Source organism: Streptomyces sp. NPDC050448 (genome assembly GCF_040655295.1).
GTDB lineage: Bacteria > Actinomycetota > Actinomycetes > Streptomycetales > Streptomycetaceae > Streptomyces.
The window spans coordinates 277,398-299,583 of the sequence record NZ_JBFAJR010000005.1 but is presented as its reverse complement, the minus strand read 5'-3'; the positions used below and the strand labels follow the sequence as shown (position 1 = coordinate 299,583).

Annotated in this window: 17 protein-coding genes, 2 tRNA genes and 2 pseudogenes; 13 read left to right on the top strand and 8 right to left on the bottom strand. The window is 71.5% G+C overall.

All coding sequences use genetic code 11. The features are described 5' to 3' along the window. Window positions 1-768, top strand: coding sequence for a class F sortase (locus AB0I68_RS09775; RefSeq protein ID WP_363176680.1), 768 nt, complete (start codon window positions 1-3; stop codon window positions 766-768). Window positions 769-960: 192 nt separating this feature from the next. Here the strand turns inward: AB0I68_RS09775 and AB0I68_RS09770 are convergent. Beyond that, window positions 961-1,034: transfer RNA gene (locus tag AB0I68_RS09770), tRNA-Lys, on the bottom strand. A 228-nt stretch (window positions 1,035-1,262) separates the two neighbouring features. On the opposite strand from AB0I68_RS09770, the gene AB0I68_RS09765 reads away from it, so the two are divergent. From AB0I68_RS09765 to AB0I68_RS09745, 5 genes are all read left to right on the top strand, one after another. After that, window positions 1,263-2,591 (top strand): peptidoglycan-binding protein, encoded by a 1,329-nt coding sequence (locus tag AB0I68_RS09765; RefSeq protein ID WP_363176728.1) that lies wholly within the window; start codon window positions 1,263-1,265, stop codon window positions 2,589-2,591. 557 nt (window positions 2,592-3,148) lie between these two features. After that, window positions 3,149-5,014 carry an SPFH domain-containing protein gene (locus AB0I68_RS09760; RefSeq protein ID WP_363176679.1) on the top strand — a complete coding sequence of 622 codons (1,866 nt, stop codon included), beginning with the start codon at window positions 3,149-3,151 and terminating at the stop codon, window positions 5,012-5,014. A gap of 218 nt (window positions 5,015-5,232) precedes the next feature. Continuing rightward, a complete protein-coding gene (locus tag AB0I68_RS09755) occupies window positions 5,233-5,826 on the top strand; it encodes a lytic polysaccharide monooxygenase (RefSeq protein WP_363176727.1) in 594 nt (197 codons plus the stop codon). Window positions 5,827-5,865: 39 nt separating this feature from the next. Then, window positions 5,866-7,545 (top strand): AMP-binding protein, encoded by a 1,680-nt coding sequence (locus AB0I68_RS09750; protein WP_363176678.1) that lies wholly within the window; start codon window positions 5,866-5,868, stop codon window positions 7,543-7,545. A gap of 63 nt (window positions 7,546-7,608) precedes the next feature. Further along, window positions 7,609-7,682 (top strand) — tRNA-Lys (locus AB0I68_RS09745). 117 nt (window positions 7,683-7,799) lie between these two features. Here the strand turns inward: AB0I68_RS09745 and AB0I68_RS09740 are convergent. Beyond that, window positions 7,800-8,558, bottom strand: coding sequence for an IclR family transcriptional regulator C-terminal domain-containing protein (locus tag AB0I68_RS09740; protein WP_363176677.1), 759 nt, complete (start codon window positions 8,556-8,558; stop codon window positions 7,800-7,802). 230 nt (window positions 8,559-8,788) lie between these two features. Between AB0I68_RS09740 and AB0I68_RS09735 the strand changes: the two genes are divergently transcribed. After that, window positions 8,789-9,913, top strand: a complete 1,125-nt coding sequence (locus tag AB0I68_RS09735) for an LLM class flavin-dependent oxidoreductase (protein ID WP_363176676.1) — start codon at window positions 8,789-8,791, stop codon at window positions 9,911-9,913. A 255-nt stretch (window positions 9,914-10,168) separates the two neighbouring features. Further along, window positions 10,169-11,875 (top strand): glycosyl hydrolase family 18 protein, encoded by a 1,707-nt coding sequence (locus AB0I68_RS09730; protein ID WP_363176674.1) that lies wholly within the window; start codon window positions 10,169-10,171, stop codon window positions 11,873-11,875. Window positions 11,876-11,962: 87 nt separating this feature from the next. Here AB0I68_RS09730 and AB0I68_RS09725 read toward each other — a convergent pair whose 3' ends face one another. Beyond that, the gene (locus AB0I68_RS09725; protein ID WP_363176726.1) at window positions 11,963-13,828 is read right to left on the bottom strand and encodes an EAL domain-containing protein; all 1,866 of its coding nucleotides are present in this window, start codon (window positions 13,826-13,828) and stop codon (window positions 11,963-11,965) included. Window positions 13,829-14,137: 309 nt separating this feature from the next. Here AB0I68_RS09725 and AB0I68_RS09720 point away from each other — a divergent pair, with 309 nt between their 5' ends. Together AB0I68_RS09720 and AB0I68_RS09715 are read left to right on the top strand one after the other, a co-directional pair. Then, complete coding sequence (locus AB0I68_RS09720; protein ID WP_363176673.1) at window positions 14,138-15,373, top strand: M6 family metalloprotease domain-containing protein; 1,236 nt, start codon at window positions 14,138-14,140, stop codon at window positions 15,371-15,373. Window positions 15,374-15,695: 322 nt separating this feature from the next. Continuing rightward, window positions 15,696-15,896, top strand: a pseudogene (locus tag AB0I68_RS09715) (J domain-containing protein); the annotation flags it as partial. A gap of 435 nt (window positions 15,897-16,331) precedes the next feature. Here the strand turns inward: AB0I68_RS09715 and AB0I68_RS09710 are convergent. From AB0I68_RS09710 to AB0I68_RS09690, 5 genes are all read right to left on the bottom strand, one after another. Continuing rightward, window positions 16,332-16,874 carry an NUDIX domain-containing protein gene (locus AB0I68_RS09710; RefSeq protein ID WP_363176672.1) on the bottom strand — a complete coding sequence of 181 codons (543 nt, stop codon included), beginning with the start codon at window positions 16,872-16,874 and terminating at the stop codon, window positions 16,332-16,334. Between the two features lie 5 nt (window positions 16,875-16,879). Then, window positions 16,880-18,001 carry an adenosylhomocysteinase gene (locus tag AB0I68_RS09705; protein ID WP_363176671.1) on the bottom strand — a complete coding sequence of 374 codons (1,122 nt, stop codon included), beginning with the start codon at window positions 17,999-18,001 and terminating at the stop codon, window positions 16,880-16,882. A 104-nt stretch (window positions 18,002-18,105) separates the two neighbouring features. Continuing rightward, window positions 18,106-18,567: a DUF5949 family protein gene (locus tag AB0I68_RS09700; protein ID WP_363176670.1), complete on the bottom strand. Its 462-nt coding sequence runs from the start codon at window positions 18,565-18,567 to the stop codon at window positions 18,106-18,108. After that, window positions 18,561-18,983, bottom strand: coding sequence for an ATP-binding protein (locus AB0I68_RS09695; RefSeq protein ID WP_363176669.1), 423 nt, complete (start codon window positions 18,981-18,983; stop codon window positions 18,561-18,563). Before AB0I68_RS09695 ends, AB0I68_RS09700 begins: the two co-directional genes overlap by 7 nt. Before the next feature lie 7 nt (window positions 18,984-18,990). Next, entirely contained in the window at window positions 18,991-19,434 is a 444-nt protein-coding gene (locus AB0I68_RS09690; protein WP_363176668.1) for a hypothetical protein, read from the bottom strand. A 155-nt stretch (window positions 19,435-19,589) separates the two neighbouring features. On the opposite strand from AB0I68_RS09690, the pseudogene AB0I68_RS09685 reads away from it, so the two are divergent. The 3 genes and pseudogenes from AB0I68_RS09685 to AB0I68_RS09675 all read left to right on the top strand — a co-directional run bounded on the left by AB0I68_RS09685 (window position 19,590) and on the right by AB0I68_RS09675 (window position 22,166). Then, window positions 19,590-20,694: pseudogene (locus AB0I68_RS09685) on the top strand (hypothetical protein). A gap of 16 nt (window positions 20,695-20,710) precedes the next feature. Continuing rightward, window positions 20,711-21,379, top strand: a complete 669-nt coding sequence (locus tag AB0I68_RS09680) for a YdcF family protein (RefSeq protein WP_363176667.1) — start codon at window positions 20,711-20,713, stop codon at window positions 21,377-21,379. After that, complete coding sequence (locus tag AB0I68_RS09675; RefSeq protein WP_363176666.1) at window positions 21,321-22,166, top strand: WbqC family protein; 846 nt, start codon at window positions 21,321-21,323, stop codon at window positions 22,164-22,166. The genes AB0I68_RS09680 and AB0I68_RS09675 overlap by 59 nt, the downstream gene beginning before the upstream one ends. The last annotated feature ends 20 nt before the right edge of the window (window positions 22,167-22,186 follow it).

Here is a 22,186-nt window from a genome sequence, read left to right as displayed (position 1 = left end):
GTGACGGGCTCGGGGGAGCCCAAGTCCTCCGGCGGCGGGCGGCTGCTGACTTTCGCCGCATGGTCCGTGCTGGTGCTCGGCCTGTGGCTGTGGGGCCGCGAGATCACCGGCGTCCCGCCGAGCCCGTCGGCCGGACTGGCCGGCGGCTCGGCGATCCCCGTCCCGGGGCTGCCTGCCGCGCACGCCCCGCTGGCGGCCTCCGTGCCCGTGCGCGTCGACGTGCCGTCGATGGGCATCCAGGCTCCGGTGATCTCCCGCGGCCTGGACGCCCAGGGCGCGATCGAACCGCCGCCGTTCGACCGCCCCGGCGCGGCCGGTTGGTGGGGCGGCGGCACCAAGCCGGGCGAGGCCGGGACCGCGCTGCTGGTCGGGCACGTGGACACGGCGTCGAAGCCGGCGGTGTTCTACGGCCTGAGCTCGGCGCGGCCGGGCGGCACGGTGCGGGTGGTGCGGATGGACGGGTCGGTCGCCGAGTTCACGATCGAGGACGTACAGGTCTACGAGCGGGCCCGCTTCGACGCGCACCGGGCATACGGCCCGCGGGTCGCCGGCCGGGCCGAGCTGCGCCTGGTGACCTGCGGGGGAACGTACGACAAGGCGGCCAAGGAGTACACGGCGAACGTGGTCGTCTCGGCCTATCTGACGGGCACGGCCCCGGCCGGGAAGACCGGCACGGGCGCAGGTACGGGCGCGGGTACAGGCGCCGGCTCAGGTCCGGGCACGGGCGCGCACGCCGGAGCGGGAGTCCGGCCCGGCGCGACGGCGTGAGGCGACACGCGCACGGTCGCGCGCACCGGCCCGGCACCGCCGGCCGGTCCGGTCCTCGACCGCGCGGGCGCGCCCGGACCGCGGGAGGAGTCCGGGAACCCGGTGCGGGAGGCCCGCCCGCCACTCTAGGGCCGGGGGACACGACGAAGAAGCCCCTCGCAGCTTTCGCTGCGAGGGGCTTCCCCTTGTCTGTGCGCCGCCAGGGACTCGAACCCCGGACCCGCTGATTAAGAGTCAGCTGCTCTAACCAACTGAGCTAGCGGCGCTTGCTGACAGGGAAAACTCTACCCCACCTCCAGTGGTGCTCGTGACAAGCCGCGCCCACCTTGTCCGATTAACCCATGTTTAAGGGGTTTATCGTGCACGATATGTCTGGGCCGAGCCGAATCTGATGCCCCGACAGATATGCGGCCCGCCGGACCAGCGACGAGTAGGGGAGTGGACGGAACCGCATGACGATCCAGCCTCCGATGCATGTGCAGATGCCTGCACCGATGCCGATGCCCGCTTTCGAGGAGTACGAGCCCGCAGGCGACTGCGTCTGCCTGGGCTGCGCGCAGCGCCGTCGCGCCCTCGTCCGCGCGCGGGCCATACCGCTTCGTGACGGCGGCCACCCGGCCACCCGCGGGGCCCGCCGGGCGCTGGTGCTGGCCACCGCGGCCGGCGTGGTCCTGAGCGGCGGCGGCTCGGCCGCACTGGCGGCGGCCACCCCGGTCCCCGAGCCGGGGCCGGTCGCCCTCGACGTCCCCGGCTCCCCGCAGGGCGGCCGGTCCCCGCTCCACGGGCGCCCGGCACCGGCGAAACCGGGGGGCGCGCCGGGGGCGCCGTCGGCGATCAAGCGGATCGACCGGACGTCGATCATCACCCGGGCGAAGCTGTGGCTGGACGCGAAGGTCCCGTACAGCATGTCCACGTACTGGTCCGACGGCTACCGGCAGGACTGCTCCGGCTTCGTCTCGATGGCCTGGAACCTTGGTACGAACGAGTGGACCGGAAGCCTCGACAAATTCGCCACCAAGATCACCAAGGAGGAGCTGCTGCCGGGGGACATGCTCCTCTTCCACAACCCGGCCGACCCCAACAACGGCTCGCACGTCACCCTCTTCGGCGGGTGGGTCGACGAGACGCGCACGCACTACATCGCCTACGAGCAGACGCGCCCGAACGCGCGGAAGCTGGCCACGCCCTACGGCTACTGGACCAACGCGACGAAGTACCTCCCGTACCGCTTCAACGGGGTGACAGGCGGCATCGCCGCGGAGGACTCGGCGACCGACCCGAAGCCGGCGGTCCCGACCGCCTTCCCCGGCGCCAGGCAGTTCGGCCCGGGCGCGAACAACGAGTACGTCGCCCAGCTGGCCCGGATGCTGATCGACCGGGGCGGCCGCCGCTTCTACCCCAAGGGCGCGAGCACCGCGTGGAGCGATGCCGACCGGCTGGCCACCCAGGCCTTCCAGATCGCCCAGGGCTGGACGGACGAGGACGCGGACGGGATCCCGGGCGCGCAGACCTGGCAACTGCTGGTCGAGCACAAGGGCAACGACATCTGGCCGACGGCGGACGCCGCGCCGGGCCCCGCCGGAGTGCCGGCCTATCCGGGCCCGTCGGTGTTCCGGCCCGGGTCCTCCCACCCGTTCATCACCGCCCTCGGCCGCCAGCTGGTGAAGAAGGGCTTCGGCAAGAACTACCCGTCCGCCCCGGGGCCCCGCTGGAGCGAGGCCAACCGCCGCAGCGTCGAGGCCTTCCAGCGCGCCCAGGGCTGGCGCGGCGCCATGGCCAACGGCTACCCGGGCCCGGAAACCTGGCGCCGGCTGTTCGCATGACGGAGGCAACGATGTACCCCACGCGCACCACCTCGACGACGGGCACCTTCCTCGTGCCCCCCGCGGCAGCCGTGACCCCGACCGCCCCGCCGCCCCCGCAGGCCCCGGTCCTGCGGTGCACGGGCGAGCTGTACGCAGCCCCGCCGCGGGCGTCGGCCGAGGCTCTCCGCCCCGCGAACCCACTCCCGCACCCGGCTCGGACCGATCCGGAGCCCGAGCCTCCGGGTGTGGCTGCCGGGGCCCCGGTTCTGCCGTACGCGGCTCAGGCCGATCCGCAGCCCGAGCTTCCGGGTGTGGCTGCCGGGGTCCCGGTTCTGCCGTACGCGGCTCAGGCCGATCCGGAGCCCGAGCTTCCGGGTGTGGCTGCCGGGGTCCCGGTTCTGCCGTGCGCGGCTCAAGCCGATCCGCAGCCCGAGCTTCCGGGTGTGGCTGCCGGGGTCCCGGTTCTGCCGTGCGCGGCTCAGGCTGGGCCGGAGCCTGAGCTTCCGGGTGTGGCTGCCGGGGTCCCGGTTCTGCCGTGCGCGGCTCAGGCCGGGCCGGAGCCCGAGCCTGCGGCCGTGCCCGCCGAGGCGGCGGATTCCGCCGGCCGGGTCTGGGTCGCCGGCATTCCGGCCAGGCTGCTGGCCGCGCCCTGCGAGATCGCCCTGCCGCACGGCCGCCCGGCGGCGGACTCCGCCCGGAGCGAGGTCCCGGCGGCCCGGAACCGGGTCGAGCCCGAGCCGGTGCACGCGCTGGCGGGAGCCTTCGACCGCGCCGAGTCCGGCGGGGCCTCGTACGGCCAAGAACCCGATCCCGTGGTCTGGGTACCGGCGCCGGCGGGGCAGGGCCTGGACATCCCGCACCCGGCGCACGACGAGGCCGCGCACTCGGGCGTGGCCACCCTGCGCCTGCGGGGCTTCGACAGCGGGGGCGAGCCCCCGCCGCCGCACGGCCAGGTCTGGCCCCCCGCCGGTCCGCAGGCGGAGGCCGAGCCGGTGACGGACCGCCCCGAGCACCGGCCCGGCGAGGCGTGGCCGCCCGCCGGCCCCCAGGCGGCCCCCGAGCCCGCACACCCGCGCCCGCACGGCGAATCCGGGCCCGGAAGCCCGCACGTTCCGCAGCCGCACATCGGGGCCGATGCCGAGCCCGTCCGCGCCGACCTTCCGCCCCGGCCGACCGCGGTACCCGGCCCCGCGGCCGCCGACATCGTCGCGCAGGCCGTGGCCCGCGGGATGGCCTGCGGCACGGAGAAGGGGGCGGAGCGCGAGGAGGGCGACACGCAGGGCCTGTCCCGCGTCGCGCCGGTCCGCGGGGCCGCGGTCACCGAGGTGCCGGTGCATCTGCCGTTCCTCGGGGAGTCCCGGCGAACCCAGGCCCAGGCCCGGGCTGAGGCCCAGGCCCAGGCCCGGGCCCGGGCTGAGGCCCAGGCCCAGGCCCGGGCTGAGGCCCAGGCCCAGGCCCAGGCCCGGGCTGAGGTCCACGCCCACACCCCGGTCGCCGCGCCGCGGCCGCGCGCTCCCCGCCCCGCCCCCGGGCGCCGGGTCCCGCGCGGCGACGACCGGCTCCGGGAGCACCGCGGCCCCGTGCTGCCCGGCTGGGTCGGCGTCGGCGTCGGCGGGCTCGCCCTCGCCGGCTGTCTGGCGGTGCTCTGGCGGGCCGGGGCGGTCCCCGCCACCCTCGTGGCGGCGTTCGGTGCGACTCCCCGCGCCTACCAAGGGCTCCGCGCCACCCACTGGCCGCCGCTCGCGTTCCTCGGCATCGTCGCGCTGCTCGCGCTCGGCGGACTGGGCCGCGCCAAGGCCGGCCACGCCTGGGTGCTCACCCTCTTCGGCCGCTACCGCGGCACGGTCCGCCGTACCGGCCTCACCTGGGTCAGCCCGCTCCTGCTGCGCCGCCGCATCGACGTCCGGCTGCGGCACTGGCGCAGCGAGCCCATGCCGGCCGTGGATTCCGGCGGCCTGGCCCTGCGGGTCGTCGTCCAGGTCGTCTGGCAGGTCAAGGACACCGCCCGCGCCATGCTCGCCGTCGAGGACCACACCGATTACCTCGCCGAGCAGGTCGAATCGGCGATGGCCCGGGTCCTGTCCCAGTTGCCGGCGGACGCCTTCCACGAGGACGCGCCGACGCTGCGCGACGCCGAGGCCGTCGGCGACGCGCTGACCCGGATGCTGGCGACCGAGACCGAGGCGGTCGGGATCGAGGTGTACTCGGCCCAGCCGACCCGGATCGAGTACGCCCCCGAAGTCGCCGAGGCCATGCGGCGGCGCCGGGTCGCGGCCATCGACGCCAAGCACCGGGACACGGTGCTGACCTCGATCGTGGACGCGGTCGACGACACCGTCCACCGGCTGACCTCGCGCGGGCTGGTCGAGCTCGACGACTACGAGCGCAAGGCCCTCGTGAAGGACCTCACCGTCGCCTTCTACACGGGACGTTCGGAGTAGGGGACTGCGCGAAGAGCGGGACCGAAGAGGGAACGGGTGGCCGGAATCGACCGGACCACCCGTTCTCTCATTGGTCTGGACATGGCCAACTCCCGTCAATAACCTGATACTTGGTCTAGACCTGAATCCCCACGCGTGCGCACGCTCTCACCGAACTCCCCCCACGTTCAAGGAGCATCATGCGCCCCATCCGCATGCCCATCCCCATACCCGTTCGCCTGCCCAGACGAGCCGGCGCCGCCGCGCTCGGCCTCGGTGTCGTCGCCGGCCTGGCGCTCCTCACCGCCCCCACCGCGAGCAGTCACGGCTACACGGACACCCCCATCAGCCGCCAGAAGCTCTGCGCCGACAAGACCGTCTCCGACTGCGGCCCGATCCAGTGGGAGCCGCAGAGCGTCGAAGGCTACAAGGGCTTCCCGGCCGCTGGTCCGGCCGACGGTCAGATATGTTCCGGCGGGCACAGCGAGTTCGCTCAGCTCGACGACCCGCGCGGCGGGGCCTGGCCCACCACCAAGGTGACCAGCGGGCAGAGCTACGGCTTCCGGTGGCAGTTCACCGCCAACCACTCCACCACCGACTTCAAGTACTACGTCACCAAGAACGGCTGGGACCCCACCAAGCCCCTCACCCGCGCCGCCCTCGAGTCCCAGCCCTTCCTCACCGTCGCCTACAACGGCGCCCGGCCCGCCATGACCACCGTCCACCAGGGCACCATGCCGAGCGGCAAGACCGGCCGGCACATGATCCTGGCCGTCTGGACGGTCAACGACACCCCCATGGCCTTCTACGCCTGCTCCGACGTCCAGTTCTGACATTCAGTTCTGACGTCACGTCAGCTACCCTCCGGCGGCATGCGGACGACACCCGAAACCGTCGCGGAGCTCATCGCACGCCAATGGGGCGACCCCCGGCCGGGGCTGAAGTACGGCGGCAGCACGCACACCGCCGTCCTCAGCCGCCACCGGACCGCCCAGGAGGCCGCCGCGCGCGCCGCACTGCTCGTCGACCTCCTGCCGGCGGACGCCGAACCGCACATCGGGGTGCTGCTCGACAACACCCCCGAGTTCCCGTTCTGGCTCGGCGCGGCGGCCCTCGCCGGGGCCGCCGTCGCCGGGATCAACCCCACCCGGCGCGGCCCGGAGCTGGCGCGCGACATCCTGCACACCGACTGCCGGATCCTGGTCACCGAGCGCGCCCACCTGCCGCTGCTGCGCGGGCTCGACCTGCCGGGCGTACGGGTCCTCGTGACCGACACCGAGGAGTACGCGGACCTGCTCGCCCCGTACGCGGCCGCGAAGCCGGGCGAGGCGGTGCTCGCCGCCCCCGGTCCCGGCTCCCGCTTCCTCCTCTACTTCACCTCGGGCTCCACCGGCGCCCCCAAGGCCGCCCTCTGCAGCCAGGGCCGGCTCGCCGCCGCCGGCGACTCCCTGGCCCGGCGCTTCTCGGTCGCCCCGGACGACGTCCACTACGTCTGCATGCCGCTCTTCCACGGCAACGCGGTCATCGCCGACTGGCTGCCCGCCCTCGCCGGGGGTGCGTCCGTGGCGCTGCGCCCCCGGTTCTCGGCCTCCGCGTTCCTGGACGACGTCCGCGCGTACGGGGCGACGTACTTCACCTACGTCGGCCGGGCCGTCCAGTACCTGCTGGCCACCGAGCCCCGCCCCGACGACCGCGACCACACCCTGCGCCTCGGCTTCGGCACCGAGGCCGGCGCGGTGGCCGCGGCCCGCTTCGCCGAGCGGTTCGGGGTCCGGCTGGTGGAGGGGTACGGGGCCACCGAGGGCGGCGCCTCCGTCCAGAGGACCCCGGACACCCCGCCGGGCGCCCTGGGGCGGGCGGCGGCCGGGGACGACCTGGCGGTGATCGATCCGGATACGGGCGCGGAGTGCCCGCCGGCCGTCCTGGACGCGCAGGGCCGCCTCCTGGGCGGCTCTGCGGCGATCGGCGAGCTGGTCAACCGCGGCCGGAGCCTGTTCGAGGGCTACTGGCGCAACCCCGAGGCGGAGGCCGCGCGGACCCGGGAGGGCTGGTACTGGACCGGCGACCTCTTCTTCCGCGACGCGGACGGCTTCCTCTACTTCGCGGGCCGTACGGACGACCGGCTGCGGGTCGACAGCGAGAACCTCGCCGCGGCGGTGATCGAGGACATCCTGGCGCGCTGGTCGCCGGCGGCCGCGGTCGCCGTGTACGCGGTGCCGGACGAGGCGGCCGGCGACCAGGTGATGGCGGCGGTCGCCCTCGAGGAGGGGGAGCGGTTCTCGCCGGAGGCCTTCTCCGCGTTCCTGGCCGCCCAGCCGGACCTGGGCACGAAGATGTCCCCGCGCTACGTCCGGATCCTGGAGTCCATGCCGACCACGGCGACGAACAAGGTCCACCGGGTCGCCCTGCGCCGTTCCGGTTTCCGCTGCCCCGACCCGGTCTGGTGGTCCCCGCCGGGCACCTCCGGCTACCGCCTCCTGGGCCCGGCGGACCTCTCCGGCCTGCTCGCGGCGTACGCGGCCCACGGCCGCAGCGAGCTCCTGGACCGCTGACCCCCGCGCCGCGGGTATCGGTTTTGAGCACCCCTGAGGACCAGGTAGTATTTTCTCTGTCAGGCGCCGCTAGCTCAGTTGGTTAGAGCAGCTGACTCTTAATCAGCGGGTCCGGGGTTCGAGTCCCTGGCGGCGCACCTGTACTTCGGGCGGTTTCCGGTTCACCGGGAACCGCCCGAAGTGTTTTCGGGGTTTCTGCCGCGCCGCCCCGCTCGCCCGCCCCTCTCCGCCGCATCGCCCGCCCGTGACCGGCGTCACAGGGTGAGCGAGAGCAGCAGGGGCGCGGCCTTCCGGTTCAGCGCGTCCGCGGCGGCCCGCAGTCGGTGCGCGTGCTCGACCGGCATCGACAGGGCCAGGCAGCCCACCGAGGCCCCGGCCGTGATCGGTACCGCGGCGCATACGGTGCCGACCGCGTACTCCTGGAGGTCCAGCACCGGCACCGTGGCCGGCTGGCTGTCCAGCTTGGAGAAGAGGATCCGCTCGTTCACGATCGTCTTCGACGTGAGCCGGGCGATCTTGTGCCGCGAGAGGTGGTCGCGCCGCCCGTTCTGGTCGAGCTGGGTCAGCAGGCACTTGCCGACCGCGCTGGCGTGCGCCGCGGAGCGGAAGTCGACCCACTCGTGCACCTTCGGGGTGCGCGGGCTGTCCGCGAACTGCGTGATCTTCACTTCGCCGTCCACGTACCGGCTGATGTAGACCGCCGCACCCACCGAGTCCCGGAGCCGGTCCAGGGTGTCCTGCAGCTTGTTCTGGAGGGCCTGCTGCCTGTCTATGCCGGAGCCGAGCAGGACCAGGGAGTCCCCTATGGCGTAGGCGCCGTCCGACACCTCGAGGACGTACCCCTCGCGGCGCAGCATGAGGAGCATGGGTGCGAGATGGACCGCTGGCAGGCCGGTCTCACGCGCGATCTGTACATCGGTCACACCGCCGGTATGGCGGGCGATCGTTTCGAGTACGCGCAGGGCGTACTGCACCGAGTGGAACGGCGCGGTCGGCTCGGGCTTCAGCGCCACGGTTTTCCCCCTAGCAGGTTGCTACCGCTTGCCCTACCACGATAGCCATCAAGAGGCCCACGTGGAGCGCCTGTTGATGAGATTGATGGCTCAATCATGTCCTTCTGCCTGTATCTACTCCACTGGTATATGCCAAGGTCACGCCCGCTGCCCCGGGATGCCGGGAATGGCCGCAGGCCGCCGATGGTTCGAGTTCTTCGTACGGACGGCGAAGCGAGACGGGAGCGACTATGAGTGACACCGGGGACGCGGGTCGGGGTGCGGGCCGGGACGGCCGCGAAGATCCGGTCCGGGGCACGGTACGCGGCCTCGCGCCGGTCCCGCTCTCGGTGCTGGACCTCGTCACGGTCGGCAGCGGCAGCACCGCCCACGACTCCCTGCGCACGAGCGTCGCCGTCGCCCGGCTCGCCGAGTCCCGCGGCTACCACCGGCACTGGGTCGCCGAGCACCACTCCATGCCCGGGGTGGCCAGTTCCTCCCCGGCGGTGATCCTGGCCCACCTCGCCGCCCACACGTCCCGCATCCGGCTCGGCTCGGGCGGGGTCATGCTGCCCAACCACGCGCCGCTCGCCGTCGCCGAGCAGTTCGGCACCCTGGAGGCGCTCGCCCCGGGCCGGATCGACCTCGGGCTCGGCCGCGCGCCCGGCACCGACGGCCGCACGGCCGCGGCCCTGCGCGGACCCGGGCGCCTCGACGAGGCCGCGGAGGAGTTCCCCCGGCAGCTCGTGGAGCTGACCCGCTTCCTCGACGACGACTTCCCCGACGGGCATCCGTACGCCCGCGTCCACGCGGTGCCGGGCCCCGTGCAGGGTCCCGCCGGGCGGCCTCCGCTGTGGCTGCTCGGGTCCTCCGGGTTCAGCGCCCGCCTCGCCGCCGAGCTCGGCCTGCCCTTCGCGTACGCCCACCACTTCTCGGCCGCCGGCACCCTGCCCGCGCTGGAGCTCTACCGGCAGGCCTTCCGCCCCTCGGCCGTACTGGACGCCCCGTACGCCGTGATCGGGGTCTCGGCGCTCGCCGCCGACACCGCCGGGCAGGCCCGCGCCCAGGTGCTCACGGGGGCGCTGTCGATGCTGCGGCTGCGCAGCGGCCGGCCCGGATTGATCCCGACGCCCGAGGAGGCGGCGGCGTACGACTTCTCCCCGCCGGAGCGGGAGTTCGTGGACGGCTGGCTCGCGAACGTCGTCCACGGCACCCCCGACGAGGTCCGCGCCGGGCTCGACGGCCTCGCCCGGCGCACGGGCGCCGACGAGCTGATGCTGACCGCCAACGCACACGGCGGCGCCGCCCGGTTGCGCTCCTACGAGTTGATCGCAGATGTGTACGGGATGCCGGTGGAGGGGCCGCCGGCTGATTGATCGCATGCAAACGGAGTTCGGCTGGTTTGTTGCCGAACCCTTGCAGGAGGGTGTCCTAAGGCACCCTTAAACCGCTCGTCACCCGGGGTGGCGGGCGGTTTCTGCTGCGCTTCCAGGCCTCTGACGAGGGGATTTGCTCGGCGAGTGGTCTAGTCCTTCTTTGGTCCAAACCATTGACGCGGACCTCGGGCGATCGCTATCACTTCTCCCACCCGAACCTCTTGCTTCCCCCTCCCACCCCCCCGGAGACAGTTCATGCACATCCGTAAACCCCTCATCGCGGCCGCCGCCACGGCCGCGCTGGCAGCCGGAGCGCTGGCCGGTTTCGCGGGGCTCGGCGCCGCTCAGGCCGCCGGCGCGGCCACCACCGCGGGCGGCGGCAACGTCAAGATCGCGTACTACGACCAGTGGAGCGTGTACGGGAACGCCTTCTACCCCAAACACCTCGACACCCGCGGCATAGCGGGCAAACTGGACGTCATCAACTACTCGTTCGGCAACATCCACCCCACGAACCTCACCTGTTTCGAGGCGAACAAGGCGGCGGGCGACGACGGCAACGCGAGCGCCGGTGACGGCGCGGGCGACTCGTACGCCGACTACCAGAAGTCCTTCAGCGCGGCGGACAGCGTCAGCGGCGTCGCCGACAAGTGGGACCAGCCGATCGTCGGCGTCTTCAACCAGTTCAAGCAGCTGAAGGCGAAGTACCCCAACCTCAAGATCGACATTTCGATCGGCGGCTGGACGTACTCGAAGTACTTCAGCGACGCGGCGAAGACCGACGCCTCCCGCAAGAAGCTCGTGTCCTCCTGCATCGACCAGTACATCAAGGGCAACCTGCCGGTCGACGGCGGCTACGGCGGCCCCGGCGCCGCGGCCGGCATCTTCGACGGCATCGACATCGACTGGGAGTACCCCGGCTCCTCCGGCGGCCACCTGGGCAACCACTACGCCCCCGAGGACAAGCAGAACTTCACGCTCCTGCTCAAGGAGTTCCGCGAGCAGCTCGACGCGTACGGCGCGGCCAACGGCGGCAAGAAGTACCTGCTGACCGCGGCGCTCCCGGCCGGCCAGGACAAGATCAAGTACATCGAGACGGACAAGATCGGTTCCTATCTCGACTACGCGAACATCATGACGTACGACATGCACGGCGCCTGGGACGGCGACGGGCCCACGTACCACCAGTCCCCGCTCCAGCCCTCGGCGGCCGACCCGACCGACCCGATCGCGCCGGGCACCGAGAAGTACAGCATCAAGAACGCCATCGACTCCTGGATCGACGGCAACGCGGCGTACGGCATCGCGGGCGGCTTCCCCGCGGGCAAGCTGACGCTGGGCTACGAGTTCTACTACCGCGGCTGGAAGGGCGTCCCGGCGGGCACGGCGGGCGGCCTCGCCCAGAGCGCGACCGGCCCCTCCGCGGCCCGGCCCACCAGCCAGCAGGCCGGCATCGCCAACTACAAGGAGCTCGGCGGGATCGTCGACAACCCGGCGACCACCTTCTGGGACGACCAGGCGAAGGCCTCGTACTTCTACAAGGACGGCGAGTTCTTCACGGGCCTGAACCAGAGGTCCATCCAGGCCCGGGTCGACTACGGCAAGCAGCGCGGCCTGGCCGGCGCCATGATGTACTCCCTGCTCGGCCTGGACGCCAACACCACGCTGCTCAACCAGATCTCGGACGCCCTCGGCGCCGCCACGCAGCCTCCCACGACTCCGCCCACCACGCCCCCGACCACTCCGCCGACCACCCCTGCGACGACCCCGCCGACCACTCCGCCGACCACGCCGCCCACCTCGGGCTGCACGGCGCCGGCGTACGTCGCGGGGACCGTCTACACCGGCGGCAACGAGGTCTCGCACAAGGGCCACACGTGGAAGGCCCAGTGGTGGACGCAGAACGAGGAGCCCGGCACGACCGGTGAATGGGGTGTCTGGAAGGACCTCGGCGCCTGCTGATCTCCCCCCACCCCGCGCCGAGCGACACCCCGCCCCGCACCCCGCATCCCGGGTGCGGGGCGGGCGTGTCTCATCACGGACGGGGGGTCAGGCCCCGGGGCAGGTGCCGATCATCTCGGCGATCAGCTCCGGGGCCACCGCGCGCGAGTAGAGCCAGCCCTGGCCGGTGTCGCAGCCGACGCGGCGCAGCCGGGCCGCCTGGCCGGCCGTCTCCACGCACTCCGCCGTCACCGTCAGGCCGAGCCGGTGCGCGAGCTGCACCAGGGCCTCGACGATGGTCTCGTCGGCCGGGTTCGGGTGGGTGCCCTCCTCGTAGCGGAAGCCCCGTACGAAGGAGCCGTCCAGCTTCAGCACGGACACCGGCAGCCGGCTCAGGTACGCCAGGTTCGAGTACCCGGTGCCGAAGTCGTCGATGGCGATCCGCACCCCCATGTCGCTCAGCGCCTGGAGGGCCTGCAGCGGCCGCCCCGCCGAGCCCATCACCGCCGACTCGGTCAGCTCCAGCTGGAGCAGCTGCGGGGCCAGCCCGGTCTCGGCCAGGATCCCCGCCACGTCGCCGACCAGGTCGGAGTCCCACACCTGCCGTACCGCCACGTTGACGGAGACGAAGACCGGGGAGTCGCTCGGCTGCTCGATCTGCCAGCGCCGGGCCTGCCGGCAGGCGGTCCGCAGTACCCACCGCCCCAACTGGACGATGGAGCCGTCCTCTTCGGCAATTCCGATGAACCGATTCGGCGTCAGCGTGCCGAACTGCGGGTGGTTCCAGCGGACCAGGGCCTCCACCCCGCGCACCGCACCGCTCTCCAGGTCCACGAGCGGCTGGTACTCGAGGGCGAACTCGCCCCGCTCCACGGCCGGCCGCAGCGTCGAGCTGAGCGCCTGGCGGGTCATGCGGTGCGCGTTGCGCTCCGGGTCGAACAGCGTCCAGCGGGCCTTGCCGTCCGCCTTCGCCCAGTACAGGGTCGTGTCCGCGGCCTGCATCAGCCCGGTCGCCGAGGTCCCGTCCGTGGCCCGCTCCACCACGCCGATCGACGCCGAGACCGACAGCCGCTGCCCGGCCAGATCGAACGGCTCCTGCACGGCGGCCAGTACGCTCTGCGCCAGGTCGGCGAGCTGCTCGGTGCCGGTGGAGTCCTCGACCAGCAGGGCGAACTCGTCGCCGCCGAGCCGCGCCACCAGGTGCCCGCCCGTGCGCCCGTACCCGGACTGGTCGGCGCATAGGGTCAGCCGGGCCGCGACGGCGGTCAGCAGCCGGTCGCCGACCCGGTGGCCCAGGGTGTCGTTGACGGCCTTGAAACCGTCGAGGTCGAGGTAGCACAGACCGATCCGCCCGGTGCCGCCCTGCTCGTACGAGGAAGCCTCCAGGGCGGCGGAGAGCCGCTCGAAGAACAGCGCCCGGTTGGGCAGCCGGGTCACCGGGTCGTGCATCTGGAGGTGCCGCAGCCGGGCCTGGAGGTCGCGGCGGTCGCTGATGTCGGCGACGGACAGCAGCACGTCCCGGGTCCCGGGCACGGGCCCGAGCGTGACCTCGGTCCACAGCGAGTGCCCGTCGGGGTGTTTGAGCCGGCGGGTGCAGCGCAGCCTGGCCTGCCGGCCGCGCAGCACCTCCTGGTAGGCCTGCCAGGTGCGGGCCTCGGCACCCAGGTCGACCAGGTCGGCCGCGCACTGCTCGACGAGCGCGTGCGGCTCGGTGCCCAGGAGCCCGGCCAGGGCCGCGTTGGCGGCGACGACGTGGCCGGAGCGGTCGACGACGGCCATGGCGAGGTGGGCCGCGTTGAAGGCGGCCCGGTAGTCGCGCAGTTCGGACTCGGTGCGGGGCGGTGTTGTCGGCGTGTTCGGCACTGCTTGGTGACGCTCCGTAATGGACGATCGGGTGCTGTCGGCCGCCGAACCGGTTCCCTCTGAGGTTCCGCTCACCGTTGGCTCCCGCAGTGCTCGTGAGTGTCCGTGCAGGAAAGTGTGCCGATCATAGAGGCACCGTACGGCCCTATCCAGCGGCGTCGCCGTGCGGGGCACGGGACTTCGGCGTGCTGACGCCTCGCCGGCCGGGTCCCGGGCGATCGTTTCTGCACAGCTCTGAGCGGCGGAAGGCCGCTGCTGATCTCCCGTGATCGGTCGTGACGTTCTGTAGGCATGTGGGTGAACCCCGGGGTCACCGGCTTGCCGTAGTGCTCACTCGTGTGGGGCAGCGGAACAGGGCATTAGTAAGAAAATCCCCTCAGGGTGGAACGAGATGGTACGAATCCACCACCGGAGGTCGATGTGCCGCGACAGCAGACACCCGGGGGAGTGGAACGCTCCCGTATGAGAAGCATGGCGGCTGCGCTCACCTCCCTGACGGCGCTCGCCGCCATGTCGCTCGTCGCGGGTCCCGCGGTCGCCGTCCCGGGGGCCGGACCGTGCGCGCTGACCCGGACGTCCGCGCACCACTCCCTCGGCCTGGACACCTGGAACCGCGCCTACGCCAAGCCGGAGCGCACCCTCGACGCGGTCATGGTCTTCCTCTCCTTCCCCGACCACCGGACCACCCTGACGACCGAGCAGCTGGCCGGCGACTACTTCCCCGCGACCAGCGACTTCTTCGAGCGGGCCTCGTACGGGAGGTTCCGCCTGGTCCCGCACCCGCAGAAGCAGTGGATCCGGATGCCCAAGCCGTCCACGGCGTATGGGATACAGCGCGACTGGGCGGCCCGGGACCGGGCCGCGTACCTGCGGGACGCGGTCGCCGCCGCCGACCGGGAGGTGGACTTCTCCCAGTACGACGTCGTGTACTTCGTCGCCGACCCGGACGCGCCCGGGGTGGACTCGGACGCCACCAAGGTCGTCAACTTCGACCGGCCGATCAGGGCGGACGGGAAGGAGCTGCGGCGGATCGTCACCGTCTTCGAGCGGCACCCGCCGGACCGGAACGTGCTGGCGCACGAGACCGGGCACGTCTTCGACCTGCCCGACCTCTATCACCGGCCGGCGGACGGCAAGGGCGACTGGGACACGTACGTCGGGGACTGGGACGTCATGGGCAGCCAGTTCGGCATGGCGCCGGACCTGTTCGCCTGGCACAAGTGGAAGCTCGGCTGGCTGGACGCGTCCCAGGTGGACTGCGTGCAGTCGGGCTCCTCGCTGCACACCCTGCTGCCGCTGGCCCAGGCCCCGGTGGCCGGGTCCACGGGCGGAACCCGGCTCGCGGTGATCCGTACGGGGCCCGGCAGCGCGATCGCCGTCGAGGCGCGGGGTTCCGCCGGCAATGACGGGGACACCTGCATGGAGGGGGTCCTGGTCTACCGGGTGCGCAACGAGGCGGCGTCGGGGGGCGGGCCGATCGAGGTGCTCGACGGGCATCCGGGCACGGAGGCGTGCTGGGACCGCTCGGTGTACCCGCCGCTGGCGGACGCGCCGCTGGCGGTCGGGGAGGCGTTCACGGTGCCGGGGGAGCGGATCAGGATCGAGGTGGCGGACCGGACCCCGTCGGGCGCGTACACGGTCAAAATCACGACGTAGCGCGGTGCTGCGGGAGCATGCCGGAACGCGGCGGAACGCGACAGACCGCCCGGAACACGAAGAAGGCCCCCACTTGCGTGGAGGCCTTCTTCCGTCTGTGCGCCGCCAGGGACTCGAACCCCGGACCCGCTGATTAAGAGTCCGATGGACGACGAGTCGAATGGTGACGAGTAATGTCGCGCCGTACCGTTCTCGCAGGTCAGCGGGTGTCAGGCCGTACTAGCCCCAACAAGTCTTCCGTGGGGTGGTTCGGCGCGGCCGTTAGCCCGGCGCTAGCACGGCTGCGCCGTGCAGCCCTGGGTCTGGACGTGGGGCGGCGGCCATGAAGCTCCCGGACTACGACGTCTACGCGGTGCCGGGCGTGAAGCTGGACGCCAACCTCGCCACCATCCGCCGAGCACATCGTGCCTGTGTGCGCCACGCTTACCCGAACCGTCGCCCCCAGGCCGACGCTGCCCGTGCCCACGAAGGCATGGCGCGGATCAACATGGCTTGGACGATACTGAGCGACCCTGCTACCCGTGCCGAGTACAACGCCAGCCGAGCGGCCAAGCCGAAGAGCCAGCCGCGACGTGAACCTCCGCCAACCTCCACCGCGGGTCGTCGTGCTCAAGCCGCAGGTGGCGGACTTCGGGTCTGTCGTAGTTGGCGAGATGCCACCCGACCAGGTCGTCACGGTGAGCCTCAGCGACAACTCGACCATTCGTCACGCGTGGGTGCTGAAAGATCGCGGAGACTTCTGGCAGTGGTCGAGCCTCGGCCGTATCGCGACGTCTCAGCGGTGATGTTACGGCTCCGACGGATTCTAATCACACGCCCGGCATCATGCCGCGGTGGATGCACCGAATGCATCACTGAGTGCAGCCCGGTACAGCGCATCGAGCTCCTCGTTGCGCTGCCCCATACCCGCAAGTGCCGCGTATGCACGGAGATCGCAGGGACGGCCAGCTGTCAGGCGTCAGCGAAGCGCCTTGGCGATCCGGTCGCGGAGGCCGTCATCGCTGATGGTGTCGAGCTCGCGCCAGGCGGCGTCGGAAACCTCTTCGGTCTGGAGGTCGCCGATGTCGGCGGTAGTACGGAAGAGGAATCGGAAGTCGAAGTGCTGGTGGGCGGGCTCCTCCTTGGTGGGGTTGGCCTCGATGGGGTGGACGTCGATGTGGAGGGGGGTCGCGCCGTGCGGGGTGACCAGATGGGGCGGGATGCCGGTCTCCTCGGCGAGCTCGCGGCCAGCTGCCTGGAGGAGGGTGTTGTCACCGGGCTCGATGTGGCCGCCGGGCAGGAGCCATTTGCCGGTGGCGAGGTGGTGGATATGAAGAACGCGCTGGTCGGCGCCGATGAGGACCGCTCCGGCGGTGACGTGGCCGGACAGGGCCTTGCGGCTGGTGAGGTCGTCGCCGTCGTCGAGGAGGCCGAGGACGACGTCGAGCTCGGGCTTGGCTTCCGGGTGCTGGTCGAGGTAGGCGGTCAAGGTGGTGCGGATGTGGTCTGCCGTGATGGCCATGATGATCACCTGTTGAAGTAGCTGAGCCAGGTCGCCGCGATAGCGGCGCGGTCGGCCGCGGGGACCTCGTGAATGCCGGGGGCGAGGTCTCCGCGGGTGAGCATCCTGATCGCGGCGAGGATCTCGGCCTGGATCAGGAAGATGAACGGCCCAACGCTGGCGCCATGGATGAAGTTGACGGCGTTGCCGCCGTTCGCCAGATAGAAGTAATGGCCGGTGGTCTGGTAGCGGGTGACGTGGTCGCCGACGGTGGTTCGGGTATAGACGTCTGGGAGTCCGTTCAGATCCAGCTCGTCCTCGCTGCTGGTGACGGTGGCGAGGTAGGCGCCGTTGCGGAGGTGGGTGAAGTCCTCGCCCCGCAGGGAGATGGCGCCGGTCGCGCAGAGGACCAGGCCAGCGCCAGTCAGGGCGGCTTCGCGGTCCCGGGCGACAGCGAAGCCCTGGGAGAGGGCTTGGGTACGGCGGACGGGGTCGATGTCGAAGACGGTGACCTGGACTCCCTTGGCGTGCAGGAGCCGGGCTATGGACGAGCCGAGCTTGCCGAAGCCGAGCACGAGGGCAGGGCGGCCATGGAGGATGTCGCCGCATCCGCGGATGACGGCCTCGGTGGAGAAGACGACGGACTGGCCGACGAGGAAGTCCTCGGGGTCCTTCAGGGGGGACCGGGCGACGGAGACGACGGGGCAGGGCAGCTTGTCGAGGTCTTCGTAGCGGCGGTGGCCGTTCTCGGTGTCTTCGATCACCCCGGCGAGCCGGCCGGTGAAGCGGCTGTCCACTGCCTCGAGGGTGGGAGCGAAGTAGCCGCCGACGTCCAGCAGGGCGAGGGTCTCGCCAGCGGCCCGGGATTCGAGGTAGTCCAGAGCGGTGTCGGGTTCGGTGAACAGCTCGCGGGTCAGGGCGTCGACCGGGACGGTGTGCTCGACCTCGCGCTGGGCGGCCGGGCTGATGGACTTGGGCTTGGGCAGCACTGCCTTCAGCGTGGTCATCTGGGCGACTGCCCGGACGAAGGCGGGCCGCTCCGGCAGCAGGTGCGTGACCAGCAACGATGCGGGCCGCTCGTCCGGGGTGAACCGGGCCGCGACCTTGGAGAAGTAGGCGTCCAGCCGTGCGCGTTCGAACGTTTCCATGGCAGTGACCTCTCGTGGCGAGATGGGGGCCGTGCATGGGTTCAGGAACATGCGTGGGCGTAATGAAACGCCCGCATGCATGTCTTCCAGGGGCATAACTGCTGTTAGGTCGTTCGGGCGAAGCCGAACAGCAGCCGGTCGGCGGTGATCCCGGCGTCGAGGTAGGCGTCAACTCGGACGGCGTCGGCGGACTGGGTGAGCGGGTCCAGACCGACGATCAGGGCGGCCCGGCCGCTGTCCTGGACCAAGCGGGTCCACTGGGGGTGGGTCGGCAGCCTCAGGCCCCAGCGGGCGCCGGGGAACTTCAGCAGGGACCGGGGTCCGATGGTCACGAGGGTGCCCTGGGTGTCGGGGACGGAGTCCTGGGCTCGGGCGAGGCCGCCCAGGATCTGAGTGAGGTGCCGCATTCGGGCCTCGATCGCCTCGGGGGTGTCGTGGCTGGTTCGGCCGAGCCGGTGGGCGAGGAGTATGTGGGCGACCTGCCGTCCGTCCGGGGCGGTGCCTGGCCAGGTCCAGGCGCCGAGTGAGGACAGCAGCCCGGTGTCCGGGGCGGTGCGGGTCAGCACGCTCGGGCCTGTCCGCCTGGCTGTCCCGCCTTGAACCGCGTCCAGACGATCTTGCCGCAGGGCCTGCGATCCTCGACGCCCCAGCCGTCGGCGAGCACTGCGACGATCCTCAGGCCCCGGCCAGCGATGTCGGTCTCGCCCTTATTCGAGATCTCGGGTTCGCGGCGGTGGCGGGGACGGCTGTCGTACACTTCCACGCGTACGAAATCCTCGTCGACGTCCAGCCTCACCAGGAAGCCGTGCTCGGGGTCGCTCCCGTGGACCAGGGCGTTCGAGGCCAGCTCGGAGACGCAGAGCCGGATGTCCTCGGCAGGACTGTGAAGGCCCCAGGAACTCAGGGTCGTGACGGCGAAGTCCCGGGCGAGGCCGACCGACTCGGGCCGCGGGTCGAAGAACTTCTGCTTCGCATCAGGCATTGGGGCCTCACGTCTCGGTGTCTAGTGCTGGGGTAGGAGCCGCGCCGAATCGGCGGCGGACCGGCGCCGGGCCAGGTCGGATCGGGCCGTGGTCTGCCGTGCGGCGCCTGCCGGGTCCTCGGACCAGCAGCAGCCGGGCGCCGGCCGCGGTGATCCGAGCCTGCCTCGGGACGGCTATGTCCTTGGGGCCCAGGTGGGAGGCGGCGGGCAGGACGACGCCGTAGGTGTCTGGCATTTCCAGGACGTCGATCAGGCCGGTGAACGCCGCTGACGGTCCGCTTCCGGTGTCTCGTTCGGTGAACACCCCCGAGAGCGTCAGCTCATGCTGGCGGCAGTACTCGGCCAGAGCCTCGTTCAGTGCCATCTGGCGGGCCGGGGAGACCCGGACCAGCCGCAGGTAGCCGTAAACGACCGGACCGCTGACGCTGCGGTGCTCGGTGAGGGGTTCCATGTCCGTGTCCATCCAAAGGTCCGGCGGCTGGTGTCACCGCACAGCCTGGACCTGCTCCAACGCTGCGCAAATGACCGCCTGTTGTACTTCCGTTGCACTTGTGTCCCCCTGCCCGTGCGGGCCGTGCTTCGATGGAGGCAGGAAGGGAGCGACGTGTGGCGACCGTGCACCACTGGACCGGCCTGGAGGCCCGAGCCCTGCGTCTCGCGCTGCGGCTGAGCGTCCGATCGTTCGCCGGCCATCTCGGCATCGGCATCCGGACGATCTCCAAGTGGGAGAAGCTCCTGGCCGCGACCGAGCCTCGCCAGGACACCCAGGCGATCTTGGACACCGCTCTGGCTCGCGCGGATGCCGCCGCCCACCTCCGCTTCGAGACGTTCCTTTCCGAAGCCGGCCGGACCACCTCCGCTGCCAGTGCCCGCAGGGTGACCGCCAGCGGGCCGCTGGCCTGGGAGTACGAGTCGTGGACCGACGATCTCGACCGGGCTGTGGTGGCCCTGTCCCGGCAGGACTTCACCTTCGCCGACAGTCTCATCCGCCGCTGGCTCGAACGGTTCAAGCCGACCGCCCTCGACGACAAGGGCCTGTATCTGTTCGCCCGCTCAACCGCCCTGCTGGGTGATCTCCAGCGCGACCGGGGGGGCCGTGCTCGGTCCGCTGTCGGCCCATCACTCCTATGCCTCGGCGAAGTCTCTGTTCGGGCAGTTGGACATTCCCCGCCGTGTCGCCCAGCTCGACCTGTCCCTCGCGGTGGTCGCGGAGATGTCGGGGAGGCTGGAGATCGCGGCCCAGCAGTACGAGTCCCTGGCCGTCGACGACCGGCTTTCCCGCCGTGATCGAGCCCGTGCCCGGCTGTGGGTGGGAACGGCCCTAAGCAAGGATGGCAACCACAGCTATGCCTCGCGCGTCATGCTCGCCGCGACCCGGGAGTTCGAGGATCTCACCGAACCCGAGGACTGGTCGGTGGCCCACCAGAAGCTCGCCCTGGCCCATCGCGGCGCCGGCGACCTGACGTCGGCCCTGCACTTCATCGGCGTCGCCCGCAGCACGGCCGCCACCGACGCTCCGATGCAGCGGGTCCGCCTGGAAACCGCCCACGGGCACATCCTGCTGTCCGATCCCGCCACCCGCGATGATGGTCTTCACATCCTCGATAAGGCCGCCAGACTGGCCGGAGAGTTCGGCCTCAGCCACCAGCTGGCCAGCATCGAGGGAATCAGGGCCATGAGCGAGGGGGCCGCCGGCCCCCGGCGACGGTGACCAGGGAGAAGATCGCGTGACGGACAACCAGCAGACGATCACCGAGGACCAGTGGCGCAAGGCCAAACTGATCTGGGACTACCACCAGATGGGCCACGACCTGGCCCCAATGGATGTCGCCATCGGACTGGGCAGCCACGACCTCGGAGTCGCCGCCGCCTCCGCCGACCTCTATCACGCCGGCCTCTTCCCGGTCCTCGTGTTCACCGGCGGCAACAGCCCCACCACCCGGGCTCGCTTCCCCCGCGGAGAGGCGGTCCACTTCCGGGAGCATGCCCTCGAACTCGGCGTCCCCGATGAAGCGATCCTCGTCGAGCCGAACGCCGCCAACACCGGTCAGAACATCACTCTCAGCCGCGAGCTCCTGGCCGCGAACGGCATCACACCGAAGAGGGTCCTGCTGGTCTCCAAGCCGTATATGGAGAGGCGATCGTTCGCCACCGCCCGCAAGCTGTGGCCCGAGGTCGAGATCCTCTGTACCTCGGAGCCGCTCGAGCTGGACGACTACCTCAAGAGCATCGGCGACGAGAAGCTCGTCCTCGACATGCTCGTCGGCGATCTCCAGCGGGTGATCGAGTATCCGAAGAACGGGTTCGCCATCGCCCAGGATGTCCCGGAGGAGGTGCATGACGCGTACGAATCCCTCATCCGCGACGGCTTCACCAGCCGCCTCATCGGCTCCTGACCCCCCTGCGCCGGGCGGGCTGTGTGCCATCCACCAGCCCAACCTGTTCCCCCGGCTGACCACGCTGGCCAAGCTGTTCGCGGCGGACACCTGGATCGTCCTCGACGACGTCCAGTTCACCCGCCGCGACTACCAGCACCGCACCCGTCTCGCCACTCTGGGAGCCCAACAGGCGCCAACCTCGCGGTGGATGGCTATCCCCACCCACCTCCCCCAAGGCCGCCAGACAATCATTCGAGACGCTCTGATCGCCGACCCCGACCTTGCCCGGCGCCGGACCATGGCCATGCTGAGGCAGTATTACGGAGCCAGCCCGCACTGGCCCGCCCTCGCCCAGTCCCTGGAGCCGGTGGCGGCCTCGTTCGGCAGCGGCCGGACCGCTATCGTCGCCGAGACCTCCGCCCGGACCCTCCTGAGCCTCCTTGGCTGGAAGGGCCAGATCTTCCGCAGCAGCGACCTGACCGTCAGGCCCGGCCGATCCCAACGGCTCGCCGACCTCGCCGCCACTGTCGACGCCCGCTCGTATCTGTGCGGAACCGGCGGCATGAAATACCTCGACTCGGCCCCGTTCGCGGCCCAGGGTCTCGCCGTCATCCCGTTCCTGACCCCGCCCGACGGGATCTGGGGCTCCGGCCGACAGGTCAGTGCCCTGTGGGCCCTGGCGACGCTCGGCCCAACCGCCCTGGCGGGGCGGCTGCGGGCCGTCGCCACGGCCCAGACCGGTACTGGAGCCGGCCGCCTGAGCACGTTTCTCTGTACTTCACCCGTCCCTCTCTGTCAGCCTTAGGTGAGACGTCCCGCTTTGTC

What these genes read in the sequence shown, in the direction of transcription:
- AB0I68_RS09765 (WP_363176728.1), top strand. Translation starts at nt 1,263, where the DNA reads ATGCCGATGCCCGCTTTCGAGGAGTACGAGCCCGCAGGCGACTGCGTC.
- AB0I68_RS09735 (WP_363176676.1), top strand. Translation starts at nt 8,789, where the DNA reads ATGAGTGACACCGGGGACGCGGGTCGGGGTGCGGGCCGGGACGGCCGC.
- AB0I68_RS09730 (WP_363176674.1), top strand. Translation starts at nt 10,169, where the DNA reads ATGCACATCCGTAAACCCCTCATCGCGGCCGCCGCCACGGCCGCGCTG.
- AB0I68_RS09750 (WP_363176678.1), top strand. Translation starts at nt 5,866, where the DNA reads ATGCGGACGACACCCGAAACCGTCGCGGAGCTCATCGCACGCCAATGG.
- AB0I68_RS09705 (WP_363176671.1), bottom strand. Translation starts at nt 18,001, where the DNA reads ATGGAAACGTTCGAACGCGCACGGCTGGACGCCTACTTCTCCAAGGTC.
- AB0I68_RS09710 (WP_363176672.1), bottom strand. Translation starts at nt 16,874, where the DNA reads ATGGCCATCACGGCAGACCACATCCGCACCACCTTGACCGCCTACCTC.
- AB0I68_RS09695 (WP_363176669.1), bottom strand. Translation starts at nt 18,983, where the DNA reads ATGCCTGATGCGAAGCAGAAGTTCTTCGACCCGCGGCCCGAGTCGGTC.
- AB0I68_RS09690 (WP_363176668.1), bottom strand. Translation starts at nt 19,434, where the DNA reads ATGGAACCCCTCACCGAGCACCGCAGCGTCAGCGGTCCGGTCGTTTAC.
- AB0I68_RS09675 (WP_363176666.1), top strand. Translation starts at nt 21,321, where the DNA reads ATGACGCGTACGAATCCCTCATCCGCGACGGCTTCACCAGCCGCCTCA.